25 protein-coding genes are annotated in these 25,243 nt (G+C 33.6%); 5 read left to right on the top strand and 20 right to left on the bottom strand.

The window, feature by feature from the left end; translation table 11 throughout:
* Positions 1-22 precede the first annotated feature (22 nt).
* From J4N46_RS05795 to J4N46_RS05700, 20 genes are all read right to left on the bottom strand, one after another.
* On the bottom strand, positions 23-1,168 hold the full coding sequence (locus J4N46_RS05795; protein WP_208058505.1) for a LegC family aminotransferase: 1,146 nt from the start codon (positions 1,166-1,168) through the stop codon (positions 23-25).
* Between the two features lie 8 nt (positions 1,169-1,176).
* Positions 1,177-1,374, bottom strand: a complete 198-nt coding sequence (locus J4N46_RS05790; protein WP_009416955.1) for a hypothetical protein — start codon at positions 1,372-1,374, stop codon at positions 1,177-1,179.
* A 2-nt stretch (positions 1,375-1,376) separates the two neighbouring features.
* Positions 1,377-1,826, bottom strand: coding sequence for a DUF6934 family protein (locus tag J4N46_RS05785; protein ID WP_009416954.1), 450 nt, complete (start codon positions 1,824-1,826; stop codon positions 1,377-1,379).
* 97 nt (positions 1,827-1,923) lie between these two features.
* Positions 1,924-3,132 (bottom strand): UDP-N-acetylglucosamine 4,6-dehydratase, encoded by a 1,209-nt coding sequence (locus J4N46_RS05780; protein WP_208058504.1) that lies wholly within the window; start codon positions 3,130-3,132, stop codon positions 1,924-1,926.
* A gap of 129 nt (positions 3,133-3,261) precedes the next feature.
* The gene (locus J4N46_RS05775; RefSeq protein ID WP_208058503.1) at positions 3,262-4,338 is read right to left on the bottom strand and encodes a GDP-L-fucose synthase family protein; all 1,077 of its coding nucleotides are present in this window, start codon (positions 4,336-4,338) and stop codon (positions 3,262-3,264) included.
* Positions 4,338-5,495 (bottom strand): GDP-mannose 4,6-dehydratase, encoded by a 1,158-nt coding sequence (gene gmd / locus J4N46_RS05770; RefSeq protein ID WP_208058502.1) that lies wholly within the window; start codon positions 5,493-5,495, stop codon positions 4,338-4,340. The genes J4N46_RS05775 and gmd overlap by 1 nt, the downstream gene beginning before the upstream one ends.
* 329 nt (positions 5,496-5,824) lie before the next feature.
* On the bottom strand, positions 5,825-6,574 hold the full coding sequence (locus tag J4N46_RS05765; protein ID WP_208058501.1) for a glycosyltransferase family 2 protein: 750 nt from the start codon (positions 6,572-6,574) through the stop codon (positions 5,825-5,827).
* Complete coding sequence (locus J4N46_RS05760; RefSeq protein WP_208058500.1) at positions 6,564-7,616, bottom strand: glycosyltransferase family 4 protein; 1,053 nt, start codon at positions 7,614-7,616, stop codon at positions 6,564-6,566. Before J4N46_RS05760 ends, J4N46_RS05765 begins: the two co-directional genes overlap by 11 nt.
* Positions 7,591-8,748 (bottom strand): hypothetical protein, encoded by a 1,158-nt coding sequence (locus tag J4N46_RS05755; RefSeq protein WP_236013757.1) that lies wholly within the window; start codon positions 8,746-8,748, stop codon positions 7,591-7,593. The genes J4N46_RS05760 and J4N46_RS05755 overlap by 26 nt, the downstream gene beginning before the upstream one ends.
* A gap of 212 nt (positions 8,749-8,960) precedes the next feature.
* A complete protein-coding gene (locus J4N46_RS05750; protein ID WP_236013755.1) occupies positions 8,961-10,001 on the bottom strand; it encodes a glycosyltransferase family 4 protein in 1,041 nt (346 codons plus the stop codon).
* Between the two features lie 95 nt (positions 10,002-10,096).
* On the bottom strand, positions 10,097-11,137 hold the full coding sequence (locus J4N46_RS05745) for a CgeB family protein (RefSeq protein WP_208058497.1): 1,041 nt from the start codon (positions 11,135-11,137) through the stop codon (positions 10,097-10,099).
* A gap of 306 nt (positions 11,138-11,443) precedes the next feature.
* Complete coding sequence (locus J4N46_RS05740; protein ID WP_208058496.1) at positions 11,444-12,448, bottom strand: ATP-grasp domain-containing protein; 1,005 nt, start codon at positions 12,446-12,448, stop codon at positions 11,444-11,446.
* A complete protein-coding gene (locus tag J4N46_RS05735; RefSeq protein WP_208058495.1) occupies positions 12,384-13,481 on the bottom strand; it encodes a CapA family protein in 1,098 nt (365 codons plus the stop codon). Before J4N46_RS05735 ends, J4N46_RS05740 begins: the two co-directional genes overlap by 65 nt.
* Positions 13,460-14,866 (bottom strand): lipopolysaccharide biosynthesis protein, encoded by a 1,407-nt coding sequence (locus J4N46_RS05730; protein ID WP_208058494.1) that lies wholly within the window; start codon positions 14,864-14,866, stop codon positions 13,460-13,462. The genes J4N46_RS05735 and J4N46_RS05730 overlap by 22 nt, the downstream gene beginning before the upstream one ends.
* On the bottom strand, positions 14,853-15,935 hold the full coding sequence (locus tag J4N46_RS05725) for a glycosyltransferase family 4 protein (RefSeq protein WP_208058493.1): 1,083 nt from the start codon (positions 15,933-15,935) through the stop codon (positions 14,853-14,855). The genes J4N46_RS05730 and J4N46_RS05725 overlap by 14 nt, the downstream gene beginning before the upstream one ends.
* A 1-nt stretch (position 15,936) precedes the next feature.
* Positions 15,937-16,953, bottom strand: coding sequence for an NAD-dependent epimerase/dehydratase family protein (locus tag J4N46_RS05720; protein ID WP_208058492.1), 1,017 nt, complete (start codon positions 16,951-16,953; stop codon positions 15,937-15,939).
* A 48-nt stretch (positions 16,954-17,001) separates the two neighbouring features.
* Entirely contained in the window at positions 17,002-17,844 is an 843-nt protein-coding gene (locus J4N46_RS05715) for an NAD-dependent epimerase/dehydratase family protein (RefSeq protein WP_208058491.1), read from the bottom strand.
* Positions 17,845-17,854: 10 nt separating this feature from the next.
* A complete protein-coding gene (locus J4N46_RS05710; RefSeq protein WP_208058490.1) occupies positions 17,855-19,174 on the bottom strand; it encodes a UDP-glucose dehydrogenase family protein in 1,320 nt (439 codons plus the stop codon).
* Between the two features lie 100 nt (positions 19,175-19,274).
* Positions 19,275-20,234 (bottom strand): PhoH family protein, encoded by a 960-nt coding sequence (locus J4N46_RS05705; protein WP_208058489.1) that lies wholly within the window; start codon positions 20,232-20,234, stop codon positions 19,275-19,277.
* Positions 20,235-20,244: 10 nt separating this feature from the next.
* Positions 20,245-20,661 carry a CBS domain-containing protein gene (locus J4N46_RS05700; protein ID WP_208058488.1) on the bottom strand — a complete coding sequence of 139 codons (417 nt, stop codon included), beginning with the start codon at positions 20,659-20,661 and terminating at the stop codon, positions 20,245-20,247.
* Between the two features lie 603 nt (positions 20,662-21,264).
* On the opposite strand from J4N46_RS05700, the gene J4N46_RS05695 reads away from it, so the two are divergent.
* The 5 genes from J4N46_RS05695 (at position 21,265) to J4N46_RS05675 (ending at position 25,242) form a co-directional block, all read left to right on the top strand.
* Positions 21,265-22,371, top strand: a complete 1,107-nt coding sequence (locus J4N46_RS05695; protein ID WP_208058543.1) for a class I SAM-dependent methyltransferase — start codon at positions 21,265-21,267, stop codon at positions 22,369-22,371.
* A 98-nt stretch (positions 22,372-22,469) separates the two neighbouring features.
* Positions 22,470-22,922, top strand: a complete 453-nt coding sequence (locus J4N46_RS05690; RefSeq protein ID WP_208058487.1) for a DUF6934 family protein — start codon at positions 22,470-22,472, stop codon at positions 22,920-22,922.
* Entirely contained in the window at positions 22,916-23,137 is a 222-nt protein-coding gene (locus tag J4N46_RS05685) for a hypothetical protein (protein WP_208058486.1), read from the top strand. Before J4N46_RS05690 ends, J4N46_RS05685 begins: the two co-directional genes overlap by 7 nt.
* Before the next feature lie 128 nt (positions 23,138-23,265).
* Entirely contained in the window at positions 23,266-24,165 is a 900-nt protein-coding gene (gene cysD, locus J4N46_RS05680) for a sulfate adenylyltransferase subunit CysD (protein ID WP_208058485.1), read from the top strand.
* Positions 24,166-24,303: 138 nt separating this feature from the next.
* Positions 24,304-25,242: an ATP-grasp domain-containing protein gene (locus J4N46_RS05675; protein WP_208058484.1), complete on the top strand. Its 939-nt coding sequence runs from the start codon at positions 24,304-24,306 to the stop codon at positions 25,240-25,242.
* Position 25,243: the final 1 nt, after the last annotated feature.

Raw genomic sequence — 25,243 nt, 5'->3', positions numbered from 1 at the left:
TACATTCTCTTTTTTACTTGGTTTATTTTCTTACTCCGCTTGGGATATTTACAACTCTTGCTTCAAGCCATTCGGCGTTGCTAAGGTTGCCCCGCTCACAATTTACAAACATTGGCAAACGGTTCATCAGTTGCCATATGGGGCGACTCATTACTCCTTGTGCATTTGCCTCAGTAAGAAAGGCGTTGCGCTCTTCTTTATCTTTTAAAATAATAGCATTAAGCCAGTAGTTGCATTTTTCGTTTTCTCGTTCGGCAAAAAACGCAATGCCTTGTTTTTCAAAATAGGCTTTATAGGCTTCGGCTGTAGCCCGCTTATTGGCTAAAAAGCCGTCTAACTGTTCTAATTGAGCGACTCCTAAAGCGGCATTAATATTAGGCATTCGGTAATTATAGCCTATTTCATCGTGCACAAACTCCCAAGCGTGGGGCAGTTTGGCTTGTGTGGTAAGGTGCTTTGCCCTATGTGCTATGGTTTCATCATTGGTGAGTATCATTCCGCCACCACCTGTGGTAATGGTTTTATTACCGTTGAAGGAAATAGCTCCTATGGGGGCAAAGGTGCCTAAGTGTTTGCCCTTGTAGTAGCTACCCATTGCCTCGGCAGCGTCTTCCACTACAGCGATGTGATAGTGTTCACAAATGGCTATAATTTCTTCTATACGGCAGGCGTGTCCGAAGGTGTGCATTGGCAAGCAGGCTTTGATACGCCTACCTGTTTGTTTGTGATAACACGCTCCGTTGCGTAGCTGGGCATTGTCCTGCAAAAATCGTTCCAATGATGTAGGCGAAAGCCCCATAGTATCTTTATCAACATCTACAAAGGCGGGAACTGCACCTGCATAGACGATAGCATTGGTAGTTGCAATAAAAGTAAGAGGTTGGGTAATTACCATATCCCCCTCCTCTACCCCACTAATTTTCAAGGCAATATGGAGTGCATTGGTACCATTTACACACACTACGGCGTGTTTGGCAGCTGTATATTCTGCCACTTTTTGCTCGAAGAGGTCGACAAATTTACCTACACTCGATACGAAAGTTGTATCGATGCATTCTTCTAAATATTTTTTTTCGTTACCTGCAAAAGTGGGTGCGTGTAGAGGTATAAATGCATCTTTTTCGCCGTAAAGATCTCGTATAAAGGCTATGGTTTCAGGTATATTCATTGTGGTTATTAGTTTATTTGGTTAGAAAGTTTCTCAGGAAAACGAACTCTGCTAAGGAGTTTATTTACTTCATTCATTTTTTGCTTAAACTCCTCACTATTTCTGTAATTAGAGATAAAATCATCTTCGTCCTCTCTAAACTTTAGTTTTATTTGGTATTTATCCCACATTTTTTTTTCAAATGCTTTTTGTTCTTCTTTATTCATAACTATTTCATTTTTCGTTGAATTAAAAATCCTATATAATCAGTAGTTGGGGTAAAAATTTCAAATTCTTCATTTGGTAACATTCCATAGATTATAAAATCTTCAAGAGCTTGCGATAAGTACTTAGTAATCCCTCTCCGATATAGTCTATTTCGTGAATGTGTGCTGCCTCTTGCAAATATATAAGCTGTAGGATTACTATCTGTAAATGAATAAACTGTAGCAGCAACAGTAGCTAATACTTTTTCGGTATCACCATTATCGGTAACTACTTTATCATCTAACTTACCTGTTAGTGGGTCTCTATCACCCAATACTAAATTGAAAACACCCTTTATGGTTGTTTGCTCATAAAATATTCCCTTTTGTATCTTTCCTTTTTTCCCTTCACTAATGAAAGTAAAACTATTCACTTCCTTATTAGGAAGTATTTCATAACGTGGTAGTTCCATATTGATTAATCTCTTTAAGTATTATCTGTAGTTCAGATAATTTTTGTTACATATTCGGCAATTGGTGAGTTTTCTTCGCTCAACCTTCGCTCGGCTTTTACATCTTACTATCTAAATAGCGTCCTGTTTCGTGATGGTCGAAATTTACCAAAAATTCTTTCATCAGTGCGGTAATATCGCTCTTCTCGGTAGCAGGGTTGTTGAATAGTTGGGTTAACTTATTTATAAAACTTTCTATTTCAGAAACTTCTTTAAACGATTGCAAACTGATAACGCCTAAAGATGTATAGTTGTTTAAATCTACCTTTTCGCCTTCAGTATAAAACTCTTCATAGGGTTTTTCGCCTGTGGTGTCGCTTTTTGAGAAATAAACGGGGTACCATTTGTCGGTTTCTTTTCTGCTTTCGGCTTTGGCGATTGCTTCGGCTTCGCTTTGGCACTCAAGTGGCGTATAACCTAATTCTTTGAGCAACTGGGTGGCTATTTCTGAGAAGGTAAGTACTTGTTCTTTCTTTAGCTTTGGGAAGTATATCTGTCCGCTACTGCCTAATATACAAGCCATTAGGCATATTTGTCCGCTTTCTTCGGGCGACACAAAATAGCGGGTTACATCGCAAGGAGCTGATAGGGGTTGGTTTTTGGCAATGCGCTCTAAGAATCCTGCGGGCAGCGAACCGTTGGAAAAGGCTACATTGGCAAAGCGAGCGGTAGTTACAGGGAAGTGTTTGGCATAAGCCATTATCATATCTTCCATAATTTTTTTGCTGCCGCCCATTATATTTACGGGGTTGGCAGCCTTGTCGGTAGAGACGCAAAAGAAGTGTTGTGGGGGGTAATCGCACAATAAATCTAATAGTTTTTTGGCATTTACTACGTTGTTTTTGAGCAATGCTTCTACTGAATATTTATCTTTTTCGCTTCGTACGTGCTTATGTGCCGAAAAATTGGCTACAATATCAAAACCTGCGCGTGCCTTGAACATCTTTACAAAAACTTCATCGGCATAGCTCATCGGGTAAGTTACATAGTCGGTAGGCACGGTAAAGGCTGAAGTGCTACGCAACTCGCGCGTAAGCTCGGTAAGTGCGTTTTCATTGATATCTACGACTACTAATGATTTAGGACTGAAAGGCAAAAGAGCTTTTATAAACGAACTGCCAATAGAACCTGCTCCACCAATAACTAATACGCTTTTGCCTTCGATGGCTTTTGCTAATGCTGATTGATGGGCGTGCAAATCTGCCCTAAACATACTTTCAGGACGCTTGGTAACGTATTTATCTATAAACTCGTGGAGGTGTATCATCTGGATATTTTTTGCAAAGGTAGTAAATAATTATCAATTATAGGTAATTTGCTGTGTATAAGCATAAAAAAACTTTGCCAATACTGTGGTAAGCATTGGCAAAGTTTTGGGTGAGATTGAGGAAAAAAATTAAATGGTTTGTAAATAATTTTGATACATCAGTTTAATTCCCTCTTGCAGTTCAATCTTATGTTTCCAACCTAAATTGTGTAGCTTGCTTGGGTCGGTAAGTTTACGCATTGTACCATCGGGTTTGGTGGTGTCAAATTCTATTTCGCCTTCATAACCAATGGTTTGCTTTATATAGTAGGCAAGCTCTTTAATTGTAACTTCCTTACCTGTTCCTATATTGATATGAGTATTGCGAACCTCTTTAGCTCCTACGGGATAAGTATCTTTGAAATCGACACGCTCCATCACAAAAACACACGCATCTGCCATATCTTCACTCCATAAAAACTCACGATAGGGAGTTCCTGTACCCCACAAAGTTACTTTTTGCGCTGTAATGCCATATTTAGCTAATATAGCGGCTATTTCATTGTCTGTATTTTGCCCTAAAACGCCTTCTACAGGTCGTTTATCAAGGTCTTTTCGTACGCCTTCCCAATCATTATGTCGCAATAAGTTTGATAAATGTATTTTGCGAACCATAGCAGGTAATACGTGCGAATTTTCAAGGTGAAAATTATCATTAGGCCCATAAAGATTGGTTGGCATTACTGCTATGAAATTGGTGCCATACTGCAAATTGTAACTTTCGCAAAGTTTGATTCCCGCTATTTTAGCAATAGCATACGGTTCGTTTGTATATTCTAAGGGCGAAGTAAGCAAACAATTCTCTGACATTGGCTGCGGAGCCTCTTTAGGATAAATACAAGTACTGCCCAAGAAAAGTAATTTTTTTACCTTATATTGAAACGCTGCGTGAATTACGTTATTCTGAATCATCAAGTTGTCGTAGATAAAGTCGGCACGATACGTATTATTAGCCATAATACCTCCCACTTTAGCTGCTGCTAAGAATACATATTCTGGTTGTTCTTGTGCAAAAAAATCAATCACAGCTTGGTTATCGCGCAAGTCTAATTCTGTACTGTTTCTGCCTACAAGATTAGTGTAGCCTTTCTCTGTAAGATTTTTCCAAATTGCTGAACCTACTAAGCCATTATGTCCTGCAATGTATATTTTAGCGTTTTTATCCATTATTCAAAGTAATTCATTATTGTAAAACCACCTTCTTTGAGGTAAGCATCGCGTTTGAAAAGTTTAATGTCCGAACGCATCATATCTTCTATCAATCCTTTAAGGTCATATTGTGGTTTCCATCCTAAAACTGTCTGTGATTTTGTAGGGTCTCCAATAAGCAAATCTACCTCTGTTGGTCGGAAATACTGAGGGTCAACTAGTACTACAGCTTCATTTTTAGCTATTTTATCTTCTATATGTGCAAGGTACTTTTCACCTACTTTTTCACTAAAAACAGCTTTGTTTACAGCTGTTATATAGCCTTTTTCATTAACTCCTTCGCCTTTAAATTCTATGGTAAGTCCTATTTCTTGTGCTGCTAAGCTAATAAAATCACGAATAGCTGTGGTAATACCAGTAGCAATTACATAGTCGCTTGGAGTATCTTGCTGCAAGATGAGGTACATCGCCTTGATATAGTCTTTAGCGTGCCCCCAGTCGCGTTGCGAACTAAGGTTGCCCATATAAAATTTTTCTTGCATACCTAGGGCGACTCTACTAAGCGCACGGGTTACCTTACGAGTTACGAAAGTTTCCCCTCGTATAGGCGATTCGTGGTTAAACAATATACCATTAGAAGCGTGCATTTTATAAGCTTCACGATAATTCACGGTAATCCAATAGGCATAGAGTTTTGCAACTGCATAGGGTGAGCGAGGGTAGAAAGGTGTTTTTTCGCTCTGAGGGACTTGCTGTACCAAACCGTAAAGCTCAGAAGTAGAAGCTTGGTAGATGCGAGTTTTTTCAGTAAGTCCCAACAAGCGTACCGCTTCAAGGATACGAAGGGTGCCCAAGCCATCTGCATTACCCACATATTCTGGAGTTTGGAAACTCACGTGTACGTGGCTCATCGCTGCAAGGTTATAGATTTCATCGGGTTGTACCTCTTGGATAAGACGCGTGATATTCATACTATCGGTCAGGTCGCCGTAATGAAGTATAAGATTTCTATTTTCAAGATGAGGGTCTTGGTAAAGGTGATCAATACGATCAGTATTAAACAAAGACGAACGGCGTTTCATACCATGTACTTCATAACCTTTTTTAAGCAGGTACTCTGCGAGATACGCTCCGTCTTGCCCTGTAATTCCTGTGATAAGTGCTTTTTTATTCATTTCCAATATTTTTTGCAAAGGTACAAAATTTATTTTATTTTCCTTGATACATTTTCATTTATCTTCCTCTGATAATGATACTATACAAGTTAGGCATATATTTTTGCAGTCCTTTAGCTATAATAATACATAAAATTATTGTAATAATGACATTAAAAAAATGGGGATTGGTACACGAGCCTCCCCTTGACTAATGAAATACTGCAAAAAAGCTATGGATTCAGACATTAGAGTATTATTTGTAGTAGTTTCAATGTAGGAATGAATAAACACCACTAATACCATTGCTATTAGTGATAAAATTTTTAGTTTATTACTAAGATAAGTATTCATTTTCTTAAATATTGTAGAGTTTTTGAGAGTGGTTTTAAGATAAATACAAATGGCAAAATAGATAAACCATTATCTTTCCAGGCATTATAGCATTCTATATTAGCTTTAATAATGTTTTTTATACTTTGGTTACTAGCTCCTCCTACTCGCATTTTTACCAAGGTTTCAGGTATATATGCGACTTTAATTCTATTTTTTTCTATAAAACGTAGCATTATTTCATAATCTGCTCCTATTTTATACTTCAGATTAAAGTTGCCATACTTATCATATACTTCTTTTTTCACAAAAAAAGTTGGATGGGCAGGGTGCCACCCTTTTTTAAACAAACCTTCTTTATAAGCTTTAGATTCCCAATAACGAAGAACTCTATTGGTGTTCCTTGCGTCTACATATTCTAAATCTCCATACACTCCTTCATATTCTCCTTCTTGAAAAGTTTTTACGACTTTCGCTATTACATCATTTGAATTATAAAAATCATCTGAATTGAGAATGCCAACAATATCACCTGTAGCAAGCGCAACTCCTTTATTCATTGCATCATAAATCCCTTTATCAGGCTCTGAAATTATTTTTTTTACTCTATTGGGAGTGTTTCTTATAAGCTCAAGTGTATTATCTTTAGACCCTCCATCTATGATAATATGTTCTATATTAGCGTAATCTTGTTTATTGACTGATAAAATTGTATCAACAATTGTTTTTGCACTATTATAGGTAGGTGTAACAATACTAACTTTCATAATCAAATATCTTTAATATTCTTTCTTTATGGATTTTATTTGAATAAAACTTAAAATATCGTTTTTGTAAGTGTTCTGATAGATTTGTTAATGTTTCTTTATCTGTTTTTAGATATAAATAAATTGTTTTTTTTAGCCCTTCCAAATCCTTAGCTTGAAACAAAAACGGGTAATCATCTCCTAACATATTTCTAATATCACCAACGTCAGAAGCTATTACTATAGTACCACACATCATAGCTTCTAAGATAATTAAGGGTTGTCCTTCATTATAAGAAGGTAACACAAGAGCATCGGCATTATGAATTGTATTAAACTTTTCTTCTATTAAAACACTATTTATACGTACTGAATTACTTTGATAAGTTCTTATTTGTTTTTCTAACTTTTTATCAGTAAAGCTCCCATAGCAATTTAGTGTCAAATTATTATCTTCTATCGTTTTGAAAACATTTAACAAATCTATAATTCCTTTTTCAGCTATATAGTTTGATAAATATAGTAAGTTGTTCTTATTATTTTCTCTTATAAGATATTCCCTCTCAGGAATAATAGTATTGGCTAAACAACATACCTTTGTATTCCCTTCTAAATGTTTAGGAACTAAAGTTTCACTCAAAAAAATAAGTTTATCTGCTCTTTTTACAAAAAAATTAATAAGCAATTTAGAAATAATAGAATGATTATAAAAAGATTCAAAGTCGCCGCGATGAATATGAAAAATCGCCTTACCCTTACTTTTTTGTTTAAAAGCCATTAAGTAAAGAATATTCTTAAGCATCCCCAAATATGATATTGCCATATTAGCATAAAAAAAATCAAAACTTGTTTGCCTAACCTTTTTTCTAATTTGTCTTACAATATAGTATATTTGCTTTATTTTTGATAGAGTAAATTGATTGTGATTAGACAAAGGAATGTATTCTTCAATAGGAAATAGATTAAAACACTGTGAAAGTATTTTAATATTCATAGCACTAGAGTTACTTACTCCGTGAATAGTTTTAGGAGGCAATTCACCCACGAATAGTATGTTTTTCATTTTTTTTCAGAAGTAATGTTGTTGCTAAATATAAAGGAATTATATAAAATGATATTTTAAATAATCCAATTGCATTATACCCAAACCAGCGTGGATAGGTCGCTAAGACTACAATACTATACAATATAAAATAAATATTTTTACTTTTTTGTAATTTATTTATTAGAGAAGCTATATAATAACCTATAAGAATCACTCCTGGATAAGAAAGGTAAAAGTATGAATAAGCACTAATAAGAGCCCCTCCTCCTGTATGTGCAATATTTTTCTGAATATAAGTTATTACAGATGCTTTTTCAGGAAGCCAAGAATAGGGTAGAAATAAAGAAAGTATATTATAGAAAAATATTTCTAAACGTGTATATACATTTAAGGTGTCTGACAGAGCTGTTTGATTAAGTATGGTAGAAGAGTAAAAAATATCATTCTGGTTCCCAAAAAATTCTTTAAAAGTTTTTAAAAAATCTCCTCTAAAAGGCAAAAGAAAAAGTTCATACCAAGAAGAAGTTGATGCCAAAGTAATATTCCCTCTGATAGCTCCCATTAATACAAAAATATATAATATGGGAGTTACATAACAAAAAATCTTAAATAATGATATATGATTTTTTTGAGTATCATAATACAATGTAAAGTATAACAACCCCATCATCAATACTCCAATACGTCCTCCATATAACAATAACTTTACACTCATCAAGAGCATTAGAATATGAAGTATTTTTTTCATTATATAGCTTTTTCCACTATATATATATAATAAAGGAATAAGTAAAAGAAAATATTCCCCTACCCCTCCTAGACTTGTTGTATTTCCTTGCTGCCCATATCCTCCTGTGTCTAAAATTGTATCTCCTCTTATTGCAAATAGAAGAAAAAACACAAAAAATGCAGTTAAAAATAAATATAAAAGTACATTCTTTGCTTGAGGTATTTTTTCATTGATATATATGTTCTTTTTTATAGGTTGCAAAAAAGTGTCTAAAGTACATAAAAAAATAGTATGTATTTGTAGTGTTTCATAAAAACCTTTTGTAGGATGATAAGCAAATATATATTCTCCCATGAAAAAAAATGGGATGACATTTACTATATAAGTAAGAAAAAACAAAAACATCAAGAGTATAGGCAAACTCTTATAAGTTTTAAATATAATAGAAAGATTGGCTACTATCGCTAACGACAGTAACAATTTAGAAGATTCTTCAAAAAAAGAATACAAGATTACCAATATGTATATTAGCAATCTTACAAAAATAGAAAGCAAATAGCTATATGACATCATTCTATATATTTAGCAACTTGTTCTGTTCTTATCCTTTACTTATATTAACAACTACTATACTATAATTTATCTTCTCTCATTTGACGTGTAAAGTTTTCAATTCTTGTGTTTTTATCAAAATTATTCAAATAGATCTGAAAACTATTTAATCCATATTCATCAAACATTTCTTTTTCTGACATTAGTTTTTCGTATTTTTCCTTAATTTCATTAGAATTATGTGGATTAAAGCCATATCCATTAATACCTTCTTTAAGTGCCTCATAATGATTTCCACAATATGTAGACACTAATAGGGGGAGCTTCATTTTCAAAGCCTCTACAATAGATAATGGAGATGGATCTGAAAATGAAGGTAATAAAAAGATATTAGCTTTATTATATAAATTATTTATTTGTTGGTAATTCTGAAATCCTAACAAAAATATATTTTCTTGTAGTTCATTATTTTTTATATACTCTTTATATAAATCTTCATCATCCCCATCCCCTGCTATCAGGAATATTGATCTTTTAATATTTTCGATGCCTATAGCATTAAAAAAATTAAGTGCTCCTTTTATAGATTCTATTAAGCGTATAGGTATAAAAAAAACTGGCAATGGATTTTGTTTACGTTTTTCTAAATAATTATTTTCTAACTGAAATACATTTTCATCAATTAAATTAGGAAGATGTACAAATTTTTTAGGCTTAATATTCCATTTTTCAAAAGTTAGCTCCGCCATTTTCCCTGGTACTATAAAATTGCCATCAATAGTATTAAAAACAAAATTTCTAATAGTCCTTTTTATTAAACTATCTTTCCTAGCACCAAGTGTATTCATATTAGCTTCAGACCATATATGAAACCTCTTTTTAGTAATTCCTAGTCTTTTTAAAACACACAAAGTAATTACATTTATATCATTCCAAGAACCTCCTAGAATAAGTTCAGATTCTTTTTCTTTCAAAAGCCTATAAATAAGAAAAGGATTAAAATGAAAATGAAAACCTATTTTCTTAAGAAAAAAATAGAACCCTTTTGTATCAATAAAATGAGGATAATTTAGCTTTTTCAAGTCAATCCTCCAACTTCTCCCCATTTCACTTTCTCTCATATAAAATACTTTAAAATTGAACCCTTTTGTGAAAAGATCATTAAAAAAAGATACTCTATATGGAGCTATAATGTTCTGTATAAAAATATATGTTTTCATTCGAAAATATCATTTAATAATTGTTTAACTCTACTATCTATATCATAACCACTTTGTGCAGCTCTGTTTTGGCTATTCTTCCCAACTATTTCATAACGATTATTTTGCAAATAATATGTCGCTTTTTGTACCAAATCATCAGGAGTGTCAAAAAAGACTATTTCATCATTCTCTTTATATAATCGTTGCAAGGCAGGGGTACGCTCTGAAAGCATCATTGTTCCACAAGCTGGTATTTCAAAACAACGGCGGGTATATTCATCGTTGTTACGCTTAGACATAAATACTAATGATATCTTTGCCTTGCTAATAGTTTCATAGTATTCTTTTTCATATATAGGATATATATATTTATTATAATGCGACAACTTATTTTCCCAACCCGCTCCAAAAACAGCAATAGATATATTTGCTTGGCAAAGAGCATCAATACACGTTACTCTGTGATCTTTTTCATAGTGTCCTATGAATATAATATCATATACTTTTGTTTGAGGTTGCTGTGGTAATTGTGAAGGAATATAGTAAGGCATAAATAGCTTTACTTGCTTAGCGCCAGCTGTCTTATATTCCTCTATATTCTTTTGTCGATACACAAAATTTAGGTCAAAAAAAGGTAATCCTTTTACAAAATATGTCCATAATCTACGCTGGTTCATTCTATTTTTCCAGCTTACTTTTTGCAAGTTTTTTTTATAAAATTCAGAAAAAGGGTCATCATTATTATATGATACCAAAGTTGTGCTTACAGTCTTTTTTATCAACCACAAAGTAATAGGTAGCACCATAGTGCCTCGCCAGACTAATAGTATATCAGGTTTTTTTATAAAAACTTTTATCCATAAGCACAAGTTCATTAATAAGGTACAAATCCCTACAAAAACAAAATGTCTTTCTATTTTACCTATAATATTAGAAAAGTATTTTTTAAAATGAAACTCTTGAATATCATTATATCCCAATCTAGAAAGGCTTTCAATGACAGATCGTTCATATATGTAATAAGAAAAGTCTCCTGCTATAAATATTTTTTTCATTTAGAGCTATTATTTTATAAATTTACATTCTGTTTTTCTTCAATAAAAAATGCCTTTTGTAAAACAAATTTTACTCTCTAGAAAAAGCGTTGCACCTGCTGTTTGTCCATAGAAACAATAGCTATTGTGTTTTTTACACAGCCTTTAATGTGCTTAGATCTTTTACAATTCTTTTCACTTTTGTATTTAGTAAATAGGCTTTACAGACATCACTAGTTTAAGATTTCTTTTAAAAGTCTATTAAAAAATATTGTACTAAATTGTAATTTACAAATATAAAGAAAATATATTTATAAATAAAAAGATTTATTTCTTTTTTTGAATATATGCCAATAAACTATTTGCTATTTCTATTTCTAAATCAGATGTTTTTGTTATAAAATTCCAAGATTGGTTATAGTCAAAATATCCTTTTGAGTTAAGTAGTGTAACAGGACCAAAATGATTTCCCTGAAATTCTATTAAATAACATTGTTTCTCATCAGAGCAAATATCTAAGGAAACAAAGGGAAGATCTAATTTTTCATAACAGCTGTAAGAAAAATCTAAAACTGCCTTTGGAACATTTTTGTCATCAGTAAACTCCCATAAACCACTTCCGCTAGCTCTAAAGTCATTTTTCTTAACGTAACGTTTTAAAACATACACCTTTTCAAAAAAGACTAATACTTTATAGTCATACTCTAGATTAGGTACAAAAGGTTGCGTTATATATCTCCTTGTTTGTAATTGTATTTCATAATTTTTTTTCTCTTTTGTATTTCTACCCAAAAAAGACCTAAGATAGTGTTTCAATAAAAGATATTTGTTTTTTAATACCACTTTAGAATGATATATTTTCTTTAAAGAAATACTATTTTTTACTAAAAAAACACTTCTGCTACCATATCCTTCTAATAGCTTCAATACAAAAGGAAATTCATTATTTTCTTGTTTATCTATATGATAAGTGCCATTTAAACTTTTCAATCCTATCATATTTTTATATAGTTCCTGAAATCCTTTGTTTTCGTGACACTTAAAAATTTCATATTTAGGAAGTAGTATATTGTTATTAATAGGCATATTTAAATAATACAATACATCATCTATATAAGCCTTTCTTTCAGGTATTTGAGAACTGGCATAAAAAATATAACTGTCTGTTATCTGTTCCCCTCTATTAACAATCTTTTCAAAAGTAGTATTGATTATTTGAAAATTATTTTTGAGAAATTCTCGTGTAATAATCTCTAACTTTAAAGATTCAAATGCATTTATCCTCTGAGGGAAAAGCATTCCATCCTGTATTATAACTAATTTCTTTTCCATAAGAATAATTTTTGAAATAATTTTTGAAAAAGTATTTAGGATTAGTGATTATTATTTTCAATTTATATCTTATAAAATCACAAATCTTCCCTATATAATAATAACTTTTTGTTTTAATATTATATATTAATGTGTTAGTTACAATCTTTTGTAGTTTAAAATTTTTAGTTATTTTTTGATTACATTCCAAATTTTCAACTAATAAAATTTGTTCTATTATCAATTTTTCATCTGCTACAGCTATTATTGGCACTATTCCTTTTTTTTGATGAGGAAGAGTTTCTAATAATTGCGTTTTCCCTTGTAGTTCAAATTCTATAATACTTGGAAAATAGAAGTTCCCTATAGAGTAGAATATGTACTTCCCCTTATATATTTCAAAAGGTTGTATAATATGAGGATGATGTCCTATTATCAAGTCTGCTCCAGCATCTATAATTTTTCTAGCTAATAAACATTTTTCAGTTTCTGGATATTTAATATTCTCAATTCCCCAATGAATATTAACAATAATAAAATAATTACTATTTTCTTTTCTGAAATATGCTATCTCATTTATATCTTCTTGCCACCCCCCTATAAATTCTTTTTCAGCAAACAATCTACTTCCTGTTAAATCTGATGTACGAGAACAATAACTCAGATAAATTATTTTTGTTTGCTCATCTTTAAAAAAAATTTTTTTTTCTTTTTCTTGATCATATCCAACTCCCCAATAAGCTAAATTATTATCTTTTAATGTTCTTATAGTTAGTTCAACCGAATCATTCCCGTAATCATTAATATGATTGTTAGATAAATTAATTAGGTAAGGGTTAAAACATTTCAAATAAGCTAAATCCTCTTTTGAACAATGAAGAGTAATCTTTTCTTTTATTCTCTTCATATTTGTTTCTATAGCGGGAGATTCTAAGTTTATAATAGTTTTAATTTTTTTATCTTCTATAAATTTTATAAAGTCTAAAAAATAACTATTCTTATTATTTATAATATTTGTTAAAACAAAATCTCCTAAAAATGCAATTTTCTCCATAATTCTTTATTTTTTAATACATATATTAAAAAAAACACCATTAAAAACAAATTTATAAATACTCTAATTACCAAATGCAATTCTACATTCATTAGTATCAATATTATAAATGATAATAACAGAAATTTAATAATGAATTTTTTTATTTCAAATCCAATAGGATGTATTCTCTCTGTTATGTACCAACTAAAAATAATAAGTATAAAATTTGTCAAAATCAATGCGTAGACGACTCCTTTTAATCCAAAAGCTTTGACTCCTAAAAATAAGAAAACAATATTTATTATAGCTACTGTAAAATAAATATAAGTGACATATATCATTTTTTTAGAAACACTTGGCCCTATATCAACTACACTTTTAATAATATATAAGCCATTAAATAAAAATAATCCTGGTAATAAAAATTTTGCCTCATAATATTCTCGTGTAGTAAACAAAGAAATTATTTCTGGTGAGTATAATGATAGAGATATTATAATAAAAAAAGAAAAATATAGAGTTGTTTTGTATATTTGTAAGAATTTTGTTTTATAATTATCAGTTTTCAGCGATTCATACATATAAGGTTTCCAAGACATAATAAAAGCACTATTTATTAGTTCTATAGAAGAAGCAAACTTTACAGCTACTGCATAAATACCCAATGCAGAAGTAGAAAGATATGTAATTAATATAAAACGATTCATTCTACTAACACTTTCACTTCCTATCCGAGCTGGGAGCTCCGGCAGAGAAAATTTTAAATATTTTTTTAATGCTTCTTTATTAAAAATAAACCCAACATCATTTTTTATATATACAAACTGAGCTACTATAACAAAAAAATAACCAAATAATTGTCCTATAAAAACACTCTTAATACCCCATTTAAAATTTAGAGAAAAAAGAATTATTAAAGATGAAGTTAATAGCACTTGTATAAATGTTATTACTGAAAAAACAATAGATCTTTTCTTATAACGTAAAATAATAAAGTTTAAAATACTAATATTAATAAGTGGTATTATCATAGCAGCAATACAAATTTCTACTGAATAAAGATCTGTTTTAAAAAAATAGGTTGAAATATTATCTGCTGATAAACACAATGAAATAGATATTAACAATGATAAAACAAATACAAAAATAATAATCGTTGAAATCATTATCTTTCTATTTCTATTATCTAATTCATAATAATAACGCTGGAGTGATGACTCCAATTGCAATAATCCAAAAATCATTGATGCTTGGATTATAGTTTGAATCATATCTATTACTCCATTTTCTGAAGTAGAAAAAATCCTGACATATAAAGGAATTAACAATAAAGATACAAATCGACTAATTCCTGATGTTAATCCATATATCAAAAAAGATTTTATAAAATTATTGTTTTTCAAAATTAGCAAATTCTAATATTTTTTTTATTTGTTTTTTAGGAGTATATTCCTCTACAACCTCTCTACCTTTCTTACCAACTTTACTCATAAGCTCTTTGTTTTTTAAAACATCAGTTAGTCTTTCAGAAAATTTCATATTATCATCTGGTTCCACTAAAAAAATACTCTCATTATCTCTTAGATAAATAGAGACATCTCCTACATTTGTCACAATAGAAGGTGTAGATGTTGCTAAATATTCTGCTATCTTAGAAGGAAAAGCACCTTTATTTCTTTTAGTATTAGGCTTAGCTAAAATATGTAGTTTTGATTTCATTAGATAGTTTATTACTTCTTGATGCTCTTTTAGTCTTCCTGTAAAAATAATCTTTTTATTACTATCTCTTTGTGCTACAATTTCTTTTAACTTTTGAAATTCATCTGGAGCTGCATCCCCTATTAAAATCAGATTAAAGTTTTTATATGCATACTCACTTTTACAAAATACATCTATAATGTTTTCTACTCCATCCTTATTATTACTCCCCATATAACCACAATAAGTAATAATGTTCTCTTTTTTTATATTTATACCATCTTGAAATTTAGTTAAATCAATTAAGAATGGTATTACTAAAAACTGAGTTTCCTCTGCTGCAAATCTTTGATAATATTCTTTTAAAGCATAAGTTCCAACGATAAATAAATCCATTTTTTTTAAACTTTTCCTATAGAGGTAACTTAGTGTTTTTGTCTTATAACTTACTTTCTCAGGAAAAATAATTTCAAATGGGTATTCTGTTCTTTCGGTAAAAATTCTAACTCCTTTTCTTTTTGCATAAAGCAGTAAAAAAGGTAAATGAATTTCACCATAAACATAAAGAATATCTCCTTTATCCATCTTAGATAATAATCTAAAATACCTAATTATTTGTTTTAGTATATCATATATATATATATATTTATTTTTTACTATATAAATATAATCTACGGAAAAATTATTTTCTTTAAAGCCTTGCATAACTAAACTTAAACGATTTTCTGCTGCTTTATCAGATTTTTGATAATCAAGAAAAAGACACTTCTTCATATTAATTAATTTTATAATACTCTTTATACCAAGTTATAAACTGTTTTATACCCTCTTCTATACTTGTTGAAGGTTTATAGTTATAGTCTTTTATTAATTCACTTACATCAGCCCAAGTACGTTTTACATCTCCCATTTGCATAGGATACATCTCTTTTTTAGCTTTCTTACCCATATATTTTTCAATAGTAGCTATAAAGTCCATTAACTTTACAGAATTATTATTTCCTATATTATATATTTTGTACAGAGACCTAAAATCTGTAATAGGTTTTTCTATAATAGTTACCACACCTTTTACAATATCATTAATATAAGTAAAATCGCGTTCCATATCGCCGTTATTGAACACTTTTATAGCTTCTTCTTGTGCGATGGCATTGGCAAATAAAATAGGTGACATATCAGGACGCCCCCAAGGACCATAAACAGTAAAAAAACGCAATCCAGTACTTGCAAACTTATAAAGATGAGTATAAGTATGTGCCATCAATTCATTGCTTTTTTTAGTAGCAGCATATAGGCTTACTGGGGCATCAACTTGATCCTTTTCAGAAAAAGGAATCTTAGCATTCATTCCATATACACTTGAACTACTTGCATATACCAAATGTTTTACTGAAAAATGACGACAACACTCCAATATATTAGTAAAACCCAATATATTAGATTGTATATATGAATCTGGATTTTCAATAGAGTACCTTACACCTGCTTGTGCCGCTAAATTACATATTACCTCAAATTGTTGCTCTTTAACCAATGATGCCAAAGTTTGCTTATCGGTAATATCCATTTTTGCAAATTGAAATGTAGGGTATAACTTGCTGTTTACAAGCTTATTTATAACACATTTATCTTTTTCAATACCTAAAAATGCTAATCTTCCATATTTCAGATTTACATCATAATAAGTATTAAGATTATCAATTCCTACAACTTGATGTCCATTTTCTACTAAAGATTTACAAACAAAGGCTCCTATAAAGCCTGCTGCTCCTGTTACTAGTATTTTCACCTATGAGAACCGCAATGGCAGTTATTTTTAATTTATTATTTTATTATTTTACAAACTTGCTATAAATTTCTTTATATGCTTTTGAGCTTTCCAGCCAAGCTCTTCTGTTTTTTGGGTAACCACTTCGGCGGTCATACGATTGCCTTTGCGCTCTGGTAACATTTCTATTTTTCCACCAAATAGTTTTGCTATTTCTAAAATTGAATAAGTTTCGGGGCTTCCTATACCATAACCATCGCCTTTACCTTTTTCGCCAACGATGAGTAGCCCTGCTACGATATCATCTATATGGGTAAAGTTGCGCTGCTGCGTACCCGGACTTACTACTGTAAGTGGTTCGCCTTTCTTCATTTTTTCAGTAAAAAGCGCTATAAGGGTTGCATATTTACCTGTACGTATCTCTCGCTTGCCATATACATTATAAAAATAGACTATAGCATACTCCAAACCATACCAAGTTCCATAGTTTTTCACTAGCTCGGTATTGGATGATTTACTCCACGCATAGGGACTTTGGTCTTTGCCCAATCCCCCATCACCAAATTTAGTACTGCTGCCTGCATATATTATCTTGCAGTGGCGTTTGCGACAGAACTCTAATACTTTTAGTGTACCTATTTTGTTAAATAAAAGTACTTTATCTATATCATCAAAACTTTGTTCTACACGTGAGTACTCACCTAAGTGATACACAAGATCTGGAACAAAATCTATCAATTCAAAAATATGTTCGGTACTACCTTCTATATAAGTAACCCCCTCTACGTGGTTTTCTCGGCTACCTGTAAAATAGTTATCTAACGAATATACTTCATTATTAGTGTTTTTTGCTAAGGCTTCACAAAGGTTTGAGCCCACAAAGCCTGCTCCTCCTGTTACTAATATTTTCATATCTCTATTTCTATACTCCTATTTGGATATATTCCCAGCCTTTTTGAGGCAAGTTGAAAGCGTTGTACTGATTGCGTCCGTCAAAGATTACTTTTTCTTTTAGTAACTTGGCAATTTCTTCAAAGTCGGGAACGCGGAACTCTTTCCATTCAGTAAGCAACAACAAGGCATCTGCCCCTTTCAAAGCATCGTATTTGCTGTCTACATAGGTAACCTCTATACCTTTTAGGTAGCATACTTTCGCTTCGTGTACTGCCTTAGGGTCGTATGCTTGTACCTTAGCACCTCTCTTTACCAATTCTTTAATAATGTAGATAGCAGGTGCCTCGCGCATATCGTCAGTTTCGGGTTTGAACGACAAGCCCCAAACTGCAAATGTTTTACCTGTAAGGTCTTCGCCGTATTTCTTAATTACCTTTTGTGCTATTACGTATTTCTGACGGTTATTTACATTATCTACGGACTCTATCAATTCTGCCTTATAATTGACTTCTTCTGCTAATTTTTTGAGTGCTAACACATCTTTTGGAAAACACGACCCTCCATAACCGCAGCCGGGGTAAATAAAACTATAGCCAATGCGGCTATCAGAGCCTATCCCGATACGCACTTTGTTTACATCAGCGCCTACACGCTCACAGATATTGGCTATCTCGTTCATAAACGATATTTTGGTAGCCAGCATTGTATTGGCAGCGTATTTAGTCATCTCGGCTGAACGAATATCCATTGTTATCATTCGTTCATTTTGCATATAAAACGGACTATAAAGCTCTTTCATTTTTTTGAGGGCTTGCTCATTATCAGCACCTATTACGACCCTATCGGGTTTCATAAAGTCCTCAATGGCTTTTCCTTCTTTTAAGAACTCGGGGTTGGACACCACGTGAAAAGGGTAACTTACCCCGCGTTTATCTAAAGCAGTTTGCACAGTAGCACGTACTTTATCGGCAGTTCCAACAGGTACGGTTGATTTATCAACTACTATAAGTTCGCCCTGCATAGTTTCGCCTATAGACTGAGCTACAGATAGAACATATTGCAAATCGGCTGAACCATCATCGCCCATAGGGGTACCTACGGCTATAAAAGCCACTTCAGCCTCTTTGATAGCCTCAGCTATATTAGTAGTGAAAAATAGGTTTTTATGAGCTACATTGCTCAGTACCATTTCTTCTAAACCAGGTTCGTAGATAGGAATAATACCTTGCTTGAGTTTTTCTATTTTCTCGGCATTTATATCTACGCAAGTTACTTTGTTGCCCATCTCGGCAAAGCAAGTACCCGATACTAAACCCACATAACCTGTGCCTATAACTGCTATTTTCATCGTAATCTCTATTTACAATTTCGCTGCAAATGTACAAACATTTTTGCAACTACCAAAATAAAAAATGTATTTAACAACAATTTTTACACTTTACGCACAATTACTCATTTTCAGCGGTTTTATACGCTTCAATAATATGTCGCACTAAGGGATGTCGCACCACATCGGTATCGTTTAGATGGAGGAAAGCGATGCCTTTTACGTTCTGGAGTATGAGCATCGCTTCTTTTAGTCCGGAGGATACTTTACGAGGCAGGTCGATTTGACCAGGGTCGCCAGTAATCATAAATTTGGCATTGCACCCCATACGTGTAAGGAACATTTTCATTTGTGCGTGTGTGGTGTTTTGAGCTTCATCGAGTATGACAAAGGCATTGTCTAAGGTACGTCCGCGCATAAAAGCCAAAGGTGCGATTTCAATAATCCCTGCTTCGATAAAAGCATTTAGCTTTTCGGGGGGTATCATATCGCGTAGGGCATCGTAGAGGGGCTGCATATAAGGATCTAACTTTTCTTTAAGATCACCGGGTAGGAAGCCTAAATTTTCGCCTGCTTCTACGGCAGGGCGCGTAAGGATAATACGGCGCACTTGCTTTTCTTTGAGCGCTTTTACGGCTAAGGCTACCCCTACGTAAGTTTTCCCTGTACCAGCAGGTCCTACGGCAAAGACCATATCGTTGGTTTGCATCAGCTTGACGAGTTCTTGCTGGTTTTTGGTTTGTGGCTTGATAATTTTGCCATTATTGCCGTGTACGATAATGTCGCTTTTGGCAATGATTGCCTTATCGGGAGCGGCTTCATCTTCAAAGATACGATCGATGATATGGGGGGTTAGCTGGTTGTACTTATTGGCATAGGCAATAAGTTTTTTGATTTGTTTTTCAAAATCATTGAGTTGCAGCGCATCGGCGAAGGCGATGAGCTTGTTGCCTCGTGCTACTATTTTCACTTTGGGAAATAAGTTGCGGAGATGCTTGATATTGCTTTCGTCTTCGCCGAAGAGCAACTGAGGGGATACTTCGGTGAGTTCTAATGTTAATTCGTTTGTTGAATCGTTCATTCGTTGTTTATTAATACTGTTCGAGGAGGTATTTCACCAAATCGGTAGTGGTAACGAGCCCTACTAATTTGCCGTTTTCAACTACGGGTATGGAGTGGAAACTTTGTTGTGATAATATCTCGGCTACTTCTTTGATAGAGGTATTGGCATCAACCGTTAGGGGGCTTTTTGCCATTATCTGGGGTATGGTGTACATATCGTACACTACTGAGGTTACTTCTTCTTCGCCATCGGTCATATCAGCGAAGCTGATGCGCAACAAGTCGGAATAGCTTACGATACCGATGAGCTTATCGCCTTCAACTACGGGTATATGGCGAATATTGTGCTTTTTGAATAGGCGTTCGGCTTCGTAAAGTGACTGTGTGGGAGTAAGAACGACTAGGTCTTTACTCATAATCTGTGATACTGGTACTCGTTGTTTCATAATGATTTATTTATTTTGATTTTTTACACTACAAAGGTACGAAATAAAATAATATCTGCCAAATTTTTCTTTATTTTTTTAAATTGTGAGAGGTTATCCTTGCCGACATTCCTTCGTCACATACTCGGCTGCGCCAGCTCTGTGCGAGCCGCACGGGCTTTTATCCTTCGGTGATCCTTCGCTCATCCTTCGCTCAAGGTTCGCTGGGGAACAATTTTGAATTCTGAATTCTGAATTTTGAATTGGGAGGGTACGGAGAAGAATTTTGAATTAGGGGGTAGAAAAAGAGCCTGTCCGAAAAGTTTTGTTTCGTGAGGGCGATTTGCCAATCGCCCCTACAATGTGAATAAAAGCGATTGATTATCAGAGTAATTAACTTTGTCAAACTCTGAAAGTTTGCCAAAGTGTGTGCGAAAATGTACTTTTGAATTCTGAATTTTGAATTGTGGGGTAGAAAAACTTTGACAAACTCTTAAAGTTTGCCAAAGTGTGTGCGAAAATATACTATGGGTGGAATTGGTGGGGTGTGAATTTTCGCAATTCAAAATTCGTAATTTAAAATTATTTCGTATCTTTGCAGCTGATATTAGTGATTTGTGGTTTATGAACTTAACTCCTGATTTGGATAAACAATATACTACCGAAACGAAAACTGCATTGCAAGCACAACGCTTGGCTCAAGAGATTGCCTTTGCTCCTATTGCTTTTCAGGTGTCGCACTTGATGGTAAAGTTGGGCATTTTGGAGGTGCTGTACAACGCTCCGCTAGGACTTTCGCAGGCTGAAATAGCAAATGTTACGGGGCTGTCGCCTTATGCGGTGCAGGTGCTTTTAGAGGCTTCGCTTTCGATAGGGACGGTAATGGTGAAGGAGGATGACACGTTTCACCTTACAAAAACGGGTTGGTATTTGTTGTGCGATAGGACTACGCGTGTGAATATGGACTTTGTACAATCGGTGTGTTATGAGGGGATGTTTCATTTGGAGGAGGCGCTTCGCACTGGTAAGCCTGCTGGACTGAAGGTTTTTGGCAATTGGGCGACTATCTACGAGGGGTTGTCGCAACTTCCTAAAGAGGCACAGGAAAAATGGTTTGCTTTTGACCATTATTACTCTGACTATTCGTTTGCAGATGCCTTGGGGATTATTTTTAAAACACCTGTACGCAAATTATTGGACGTGGGGGGCAATACGGGTAGGTTTGCTCTGAAGGTGGTGGCTGAGAATGCGGATGTGAATGTTACGATTGTGGACTTGCCTGGTCAGTTGGGGTTGATGCGCAAGCATATTGACGGACAGCTGGGTGCTGAACGGATAGAGGGATTTGCTTGTAATTTGCTAGCTGAAGCGCCGGTGTTGCCTACGGGGCACGATGTGATATGGATGAGTCAGTTTTTGGATTGCTTCTCGCCTGATGAGGTGGTACGGATACTAAAGGCTGTGGCTAAGGTGATGGATGCTTCGACTCGGTTGTATATTTTGGAGGCTTATTGGGATAGACAAGAACACGAAACGGGTGCTTACTGCTTGACGCAAATTAGTTTGTACTTTACGGCTATGGCTAATGGTAACAGCAAGATGTACTACTCGGCTGATATGATAGAATGTGTGAAACGTGCTGGACTGGAGGTGGTTGCTATTTACGACAATTTGGGTAGTGGCAATAGCCATACGCTTTTTGAGGTGGCGATTGTGAATTCTGAATTGTGAATTGTAAATTCTGAATTTTGAATTAGTGGGACGGGTAGGACTGGTAGGACTGGTGGGACTGGTGGTTGCTGGAAAAAACGATATAAAAATTAACTAATATGGAACTACCACAATATGAATTTGCTCCTGATGATGGATGTACTTTTTATTTTATTAGCAAAGGGAAAAATGGTGCTATAAAAAAGATTATACATTATGAAGAAATAGCTGAAGGTATTTTTAATTTGACTTTGGCGGATAATAATCCTATAACAGGAGAATGGGAAGATAGTGCTGTTACTGCAAATGATGATACTGAAAAAATACTAGCAACTGTTGTTAAATCGGTTTATTTATTTACAGAAAGGTATCCTAATGCTTATGTATATGCTAAAGGGAGTACTCACTCACGTAACAGATTGTACAGAAGAGGCATTACAAAATACTTAACACAAGCTCTTGAGGATTTTATTATTTGGGGTGAATTGGAAAATGAAGAGTTTGAATACTTTAATTCTAATTCTGACTATGAGGCTTTTATAATTCAACGAAAAACAAAAGAACTATGGTAACAAAAGAACAAGATATATGGGAAACTTGGGACACCTATGAGTTGACTCCTGGAACTAAAGATGGTGCTTTTGAAAGATTTAGAAATAGTGAGGCTTTTCAAAAAAAAATAGCTGATGCTAAAAAAACTCTTAGTAAAGGGCGCTTCATTGAAGGGGTTGCTTCTTCTTTGACAAAAACTGAAATAGCAGAGGAATTTTTTACTAATGCTAAATAACTGCACGGGTGAATTGTGAATTTTGAATTGGGCACAAGCTGCAAGCTTGCGCCAGCGGGGGGCAAAAAAACAAAAAATGTTTAGCAGAGATAATAAACAAAGACATAAAAATATAGAAGATATAGAAGATGAATAAAGAGCATTTGAGACAATTGGAGGCTGAAAGTATTTACGTTATGCGTGAGGTGGCGGCTCAGTTTGAACGCCCTGCCTTGCTGTTTAGTGGTGGTAAAGATTCTATTACGCTGGTGCACTTGGCGGCTAAGGCTTTTGCTCCGATGAAAATACCTTTTCCTTTGGTGCATATAGATACGGGGCATAACTTTCCTGAGGCTTTGGCTTACCGCGATGCTTTGGCTGCTGAGTTGGGGGCTGAACTAATCGTGCGAAAGGTGGAAGATACTATCGCTGCTAAAGGACTTACTGAACCTAAAGGTAAATTTGCTTCGCGCAACTGGTTGCAAACGCATACTTTGCTGGATACTATTGAGGAATTTCACTTTGATGCTTGCATAGGGGGTGCTCGCCGCGATGAGGAAAAGGCTCGCGCTAAAGAGCGTTTTTTCTCGGTACGTGATGAGTTTGGGCAGTGGGATCCTAAATTGCAGCGTTCGGAGCTTTGGAATATCTACAACGGACGTATTCAGAAAGGTGAAAATGTGCGTGTATTTCCTATTTCGAATTGGACGGAATTGGACGTGTGGAGCTATATAGCACAAGAGGGGATTGCTTTGCCTTCGATTTACTTTGCTCATAATCGTGATGTGATTGAACACGAAGGACGATTGATAGCGGTATCGCCTTATATACAAATTGATGAAAACGATGTAATACAAAACAAACGCGTACGCTACCGCACTGTGGGCGATATGACTTGTACGGCAGCAGTGGAAAGTAATGCTGCTACCTTGGAAGAAGTGGTGGCTGAAATTACGGCTTCGCGCATTTCGGAACGCGGTGAAACGCGTATTGACGACAAAGTAACAGAAGCGGCTATGGAGGATAGAAAAAAAGGAGGGTATTTTTAAAAGAAATGCTTCATATCTTTGAGACTGACCTTGGTAACACTGAATAGTTAGGAATAAGAGTTGTAATATCCCAAGCGGAGTAATACATATGAGTTATAATAATTAATACTCATTGTATCAATAATAACCTATATTAAAATGAATGGTAAAAAAATAAATATTCTTTTTTTAGGAGGTGCTAAAAGAGTTTCTATTGCAGAAAGATTTATAGAGGCTGGTAAAACATTAGGTTTTGAAGTTTCTATTTTTTCATATGAACTGAATGAGGATTGCCCTATTGCTTTCGTAGGAACAGTAATAAAAGGGTGTAAATGGAGTGATAAATCTATTTTAGATGATTTGAAGAGGGTAATCAAGGAATATAAAATTCATATTCTATTACCTTTTGTAGACCCCGCTACTATTATAGCAGCTAATTTGAAAAATATTTTGCAAGAGGAGGATGTTTTTATTCCTGTTTCTGACATAGATTCTTGTGTTATTTTTTTTAATAAAAAATTATCTAATGAATGGTGTATAAAGAATGATATAAAAGTACCTGATACTAATTTATCTATCTATCCCCTAATAGCTAAGCCTTTAGAAGGCTCTGCTTCTAAGGGGATTGTAGTGTTAAATAATGAATCTGAACTTCTAAACCTTTTAAATCGTGAAAAATACCTAATACAGAAATTTATAAAAGGTAATGAATATACTATTGATATTTACAGAAGTCCAAAAACGGGTAAGATATTATCTATAGTGCCAAGACAGAGGTTAGAAACTCAAGGGGGAGAGTCAATAAAATCAATTACTATAAAGAATGAAAATATAGAAGCTTTTGCTAAAGAAGTTATTCTAAAAACAAATTTAATAGGGGCTATTACGTTACAAATATTGGAAAATGAGGAAAAAGAACTTTTCTTTATGGAAATTAACCCTCGTTTTGGAGGGGGTGTTTTAAATTCTATTATGGCAGGAGCTGATAGTACGATGTGTTTGTTAAAAGACTTTTTAGGATTGCCTAACTCTTATCAAGAATGGAAGGGGAATTTTATGATGATACGGGCTTTCAAAGAATATTATAAAACAATTTAAG

The organism is Capnocytophaga bilenii, assembly GCF_017565765.1.
In the GTDB taxonomy this organism is placed as follows: domain Bacteria; phylum Bacteroidota; class Bacteroidia; order Flavobacteriales; family Flavobacteriaceae; genus Capnocytophaga; species Capnocytophaga bilenii.
The sequence above is the reverse complement of the archived record's forward strand: the minus strand, read 5'-3'. Positions and strand labels throughout refer to the sequence as shown.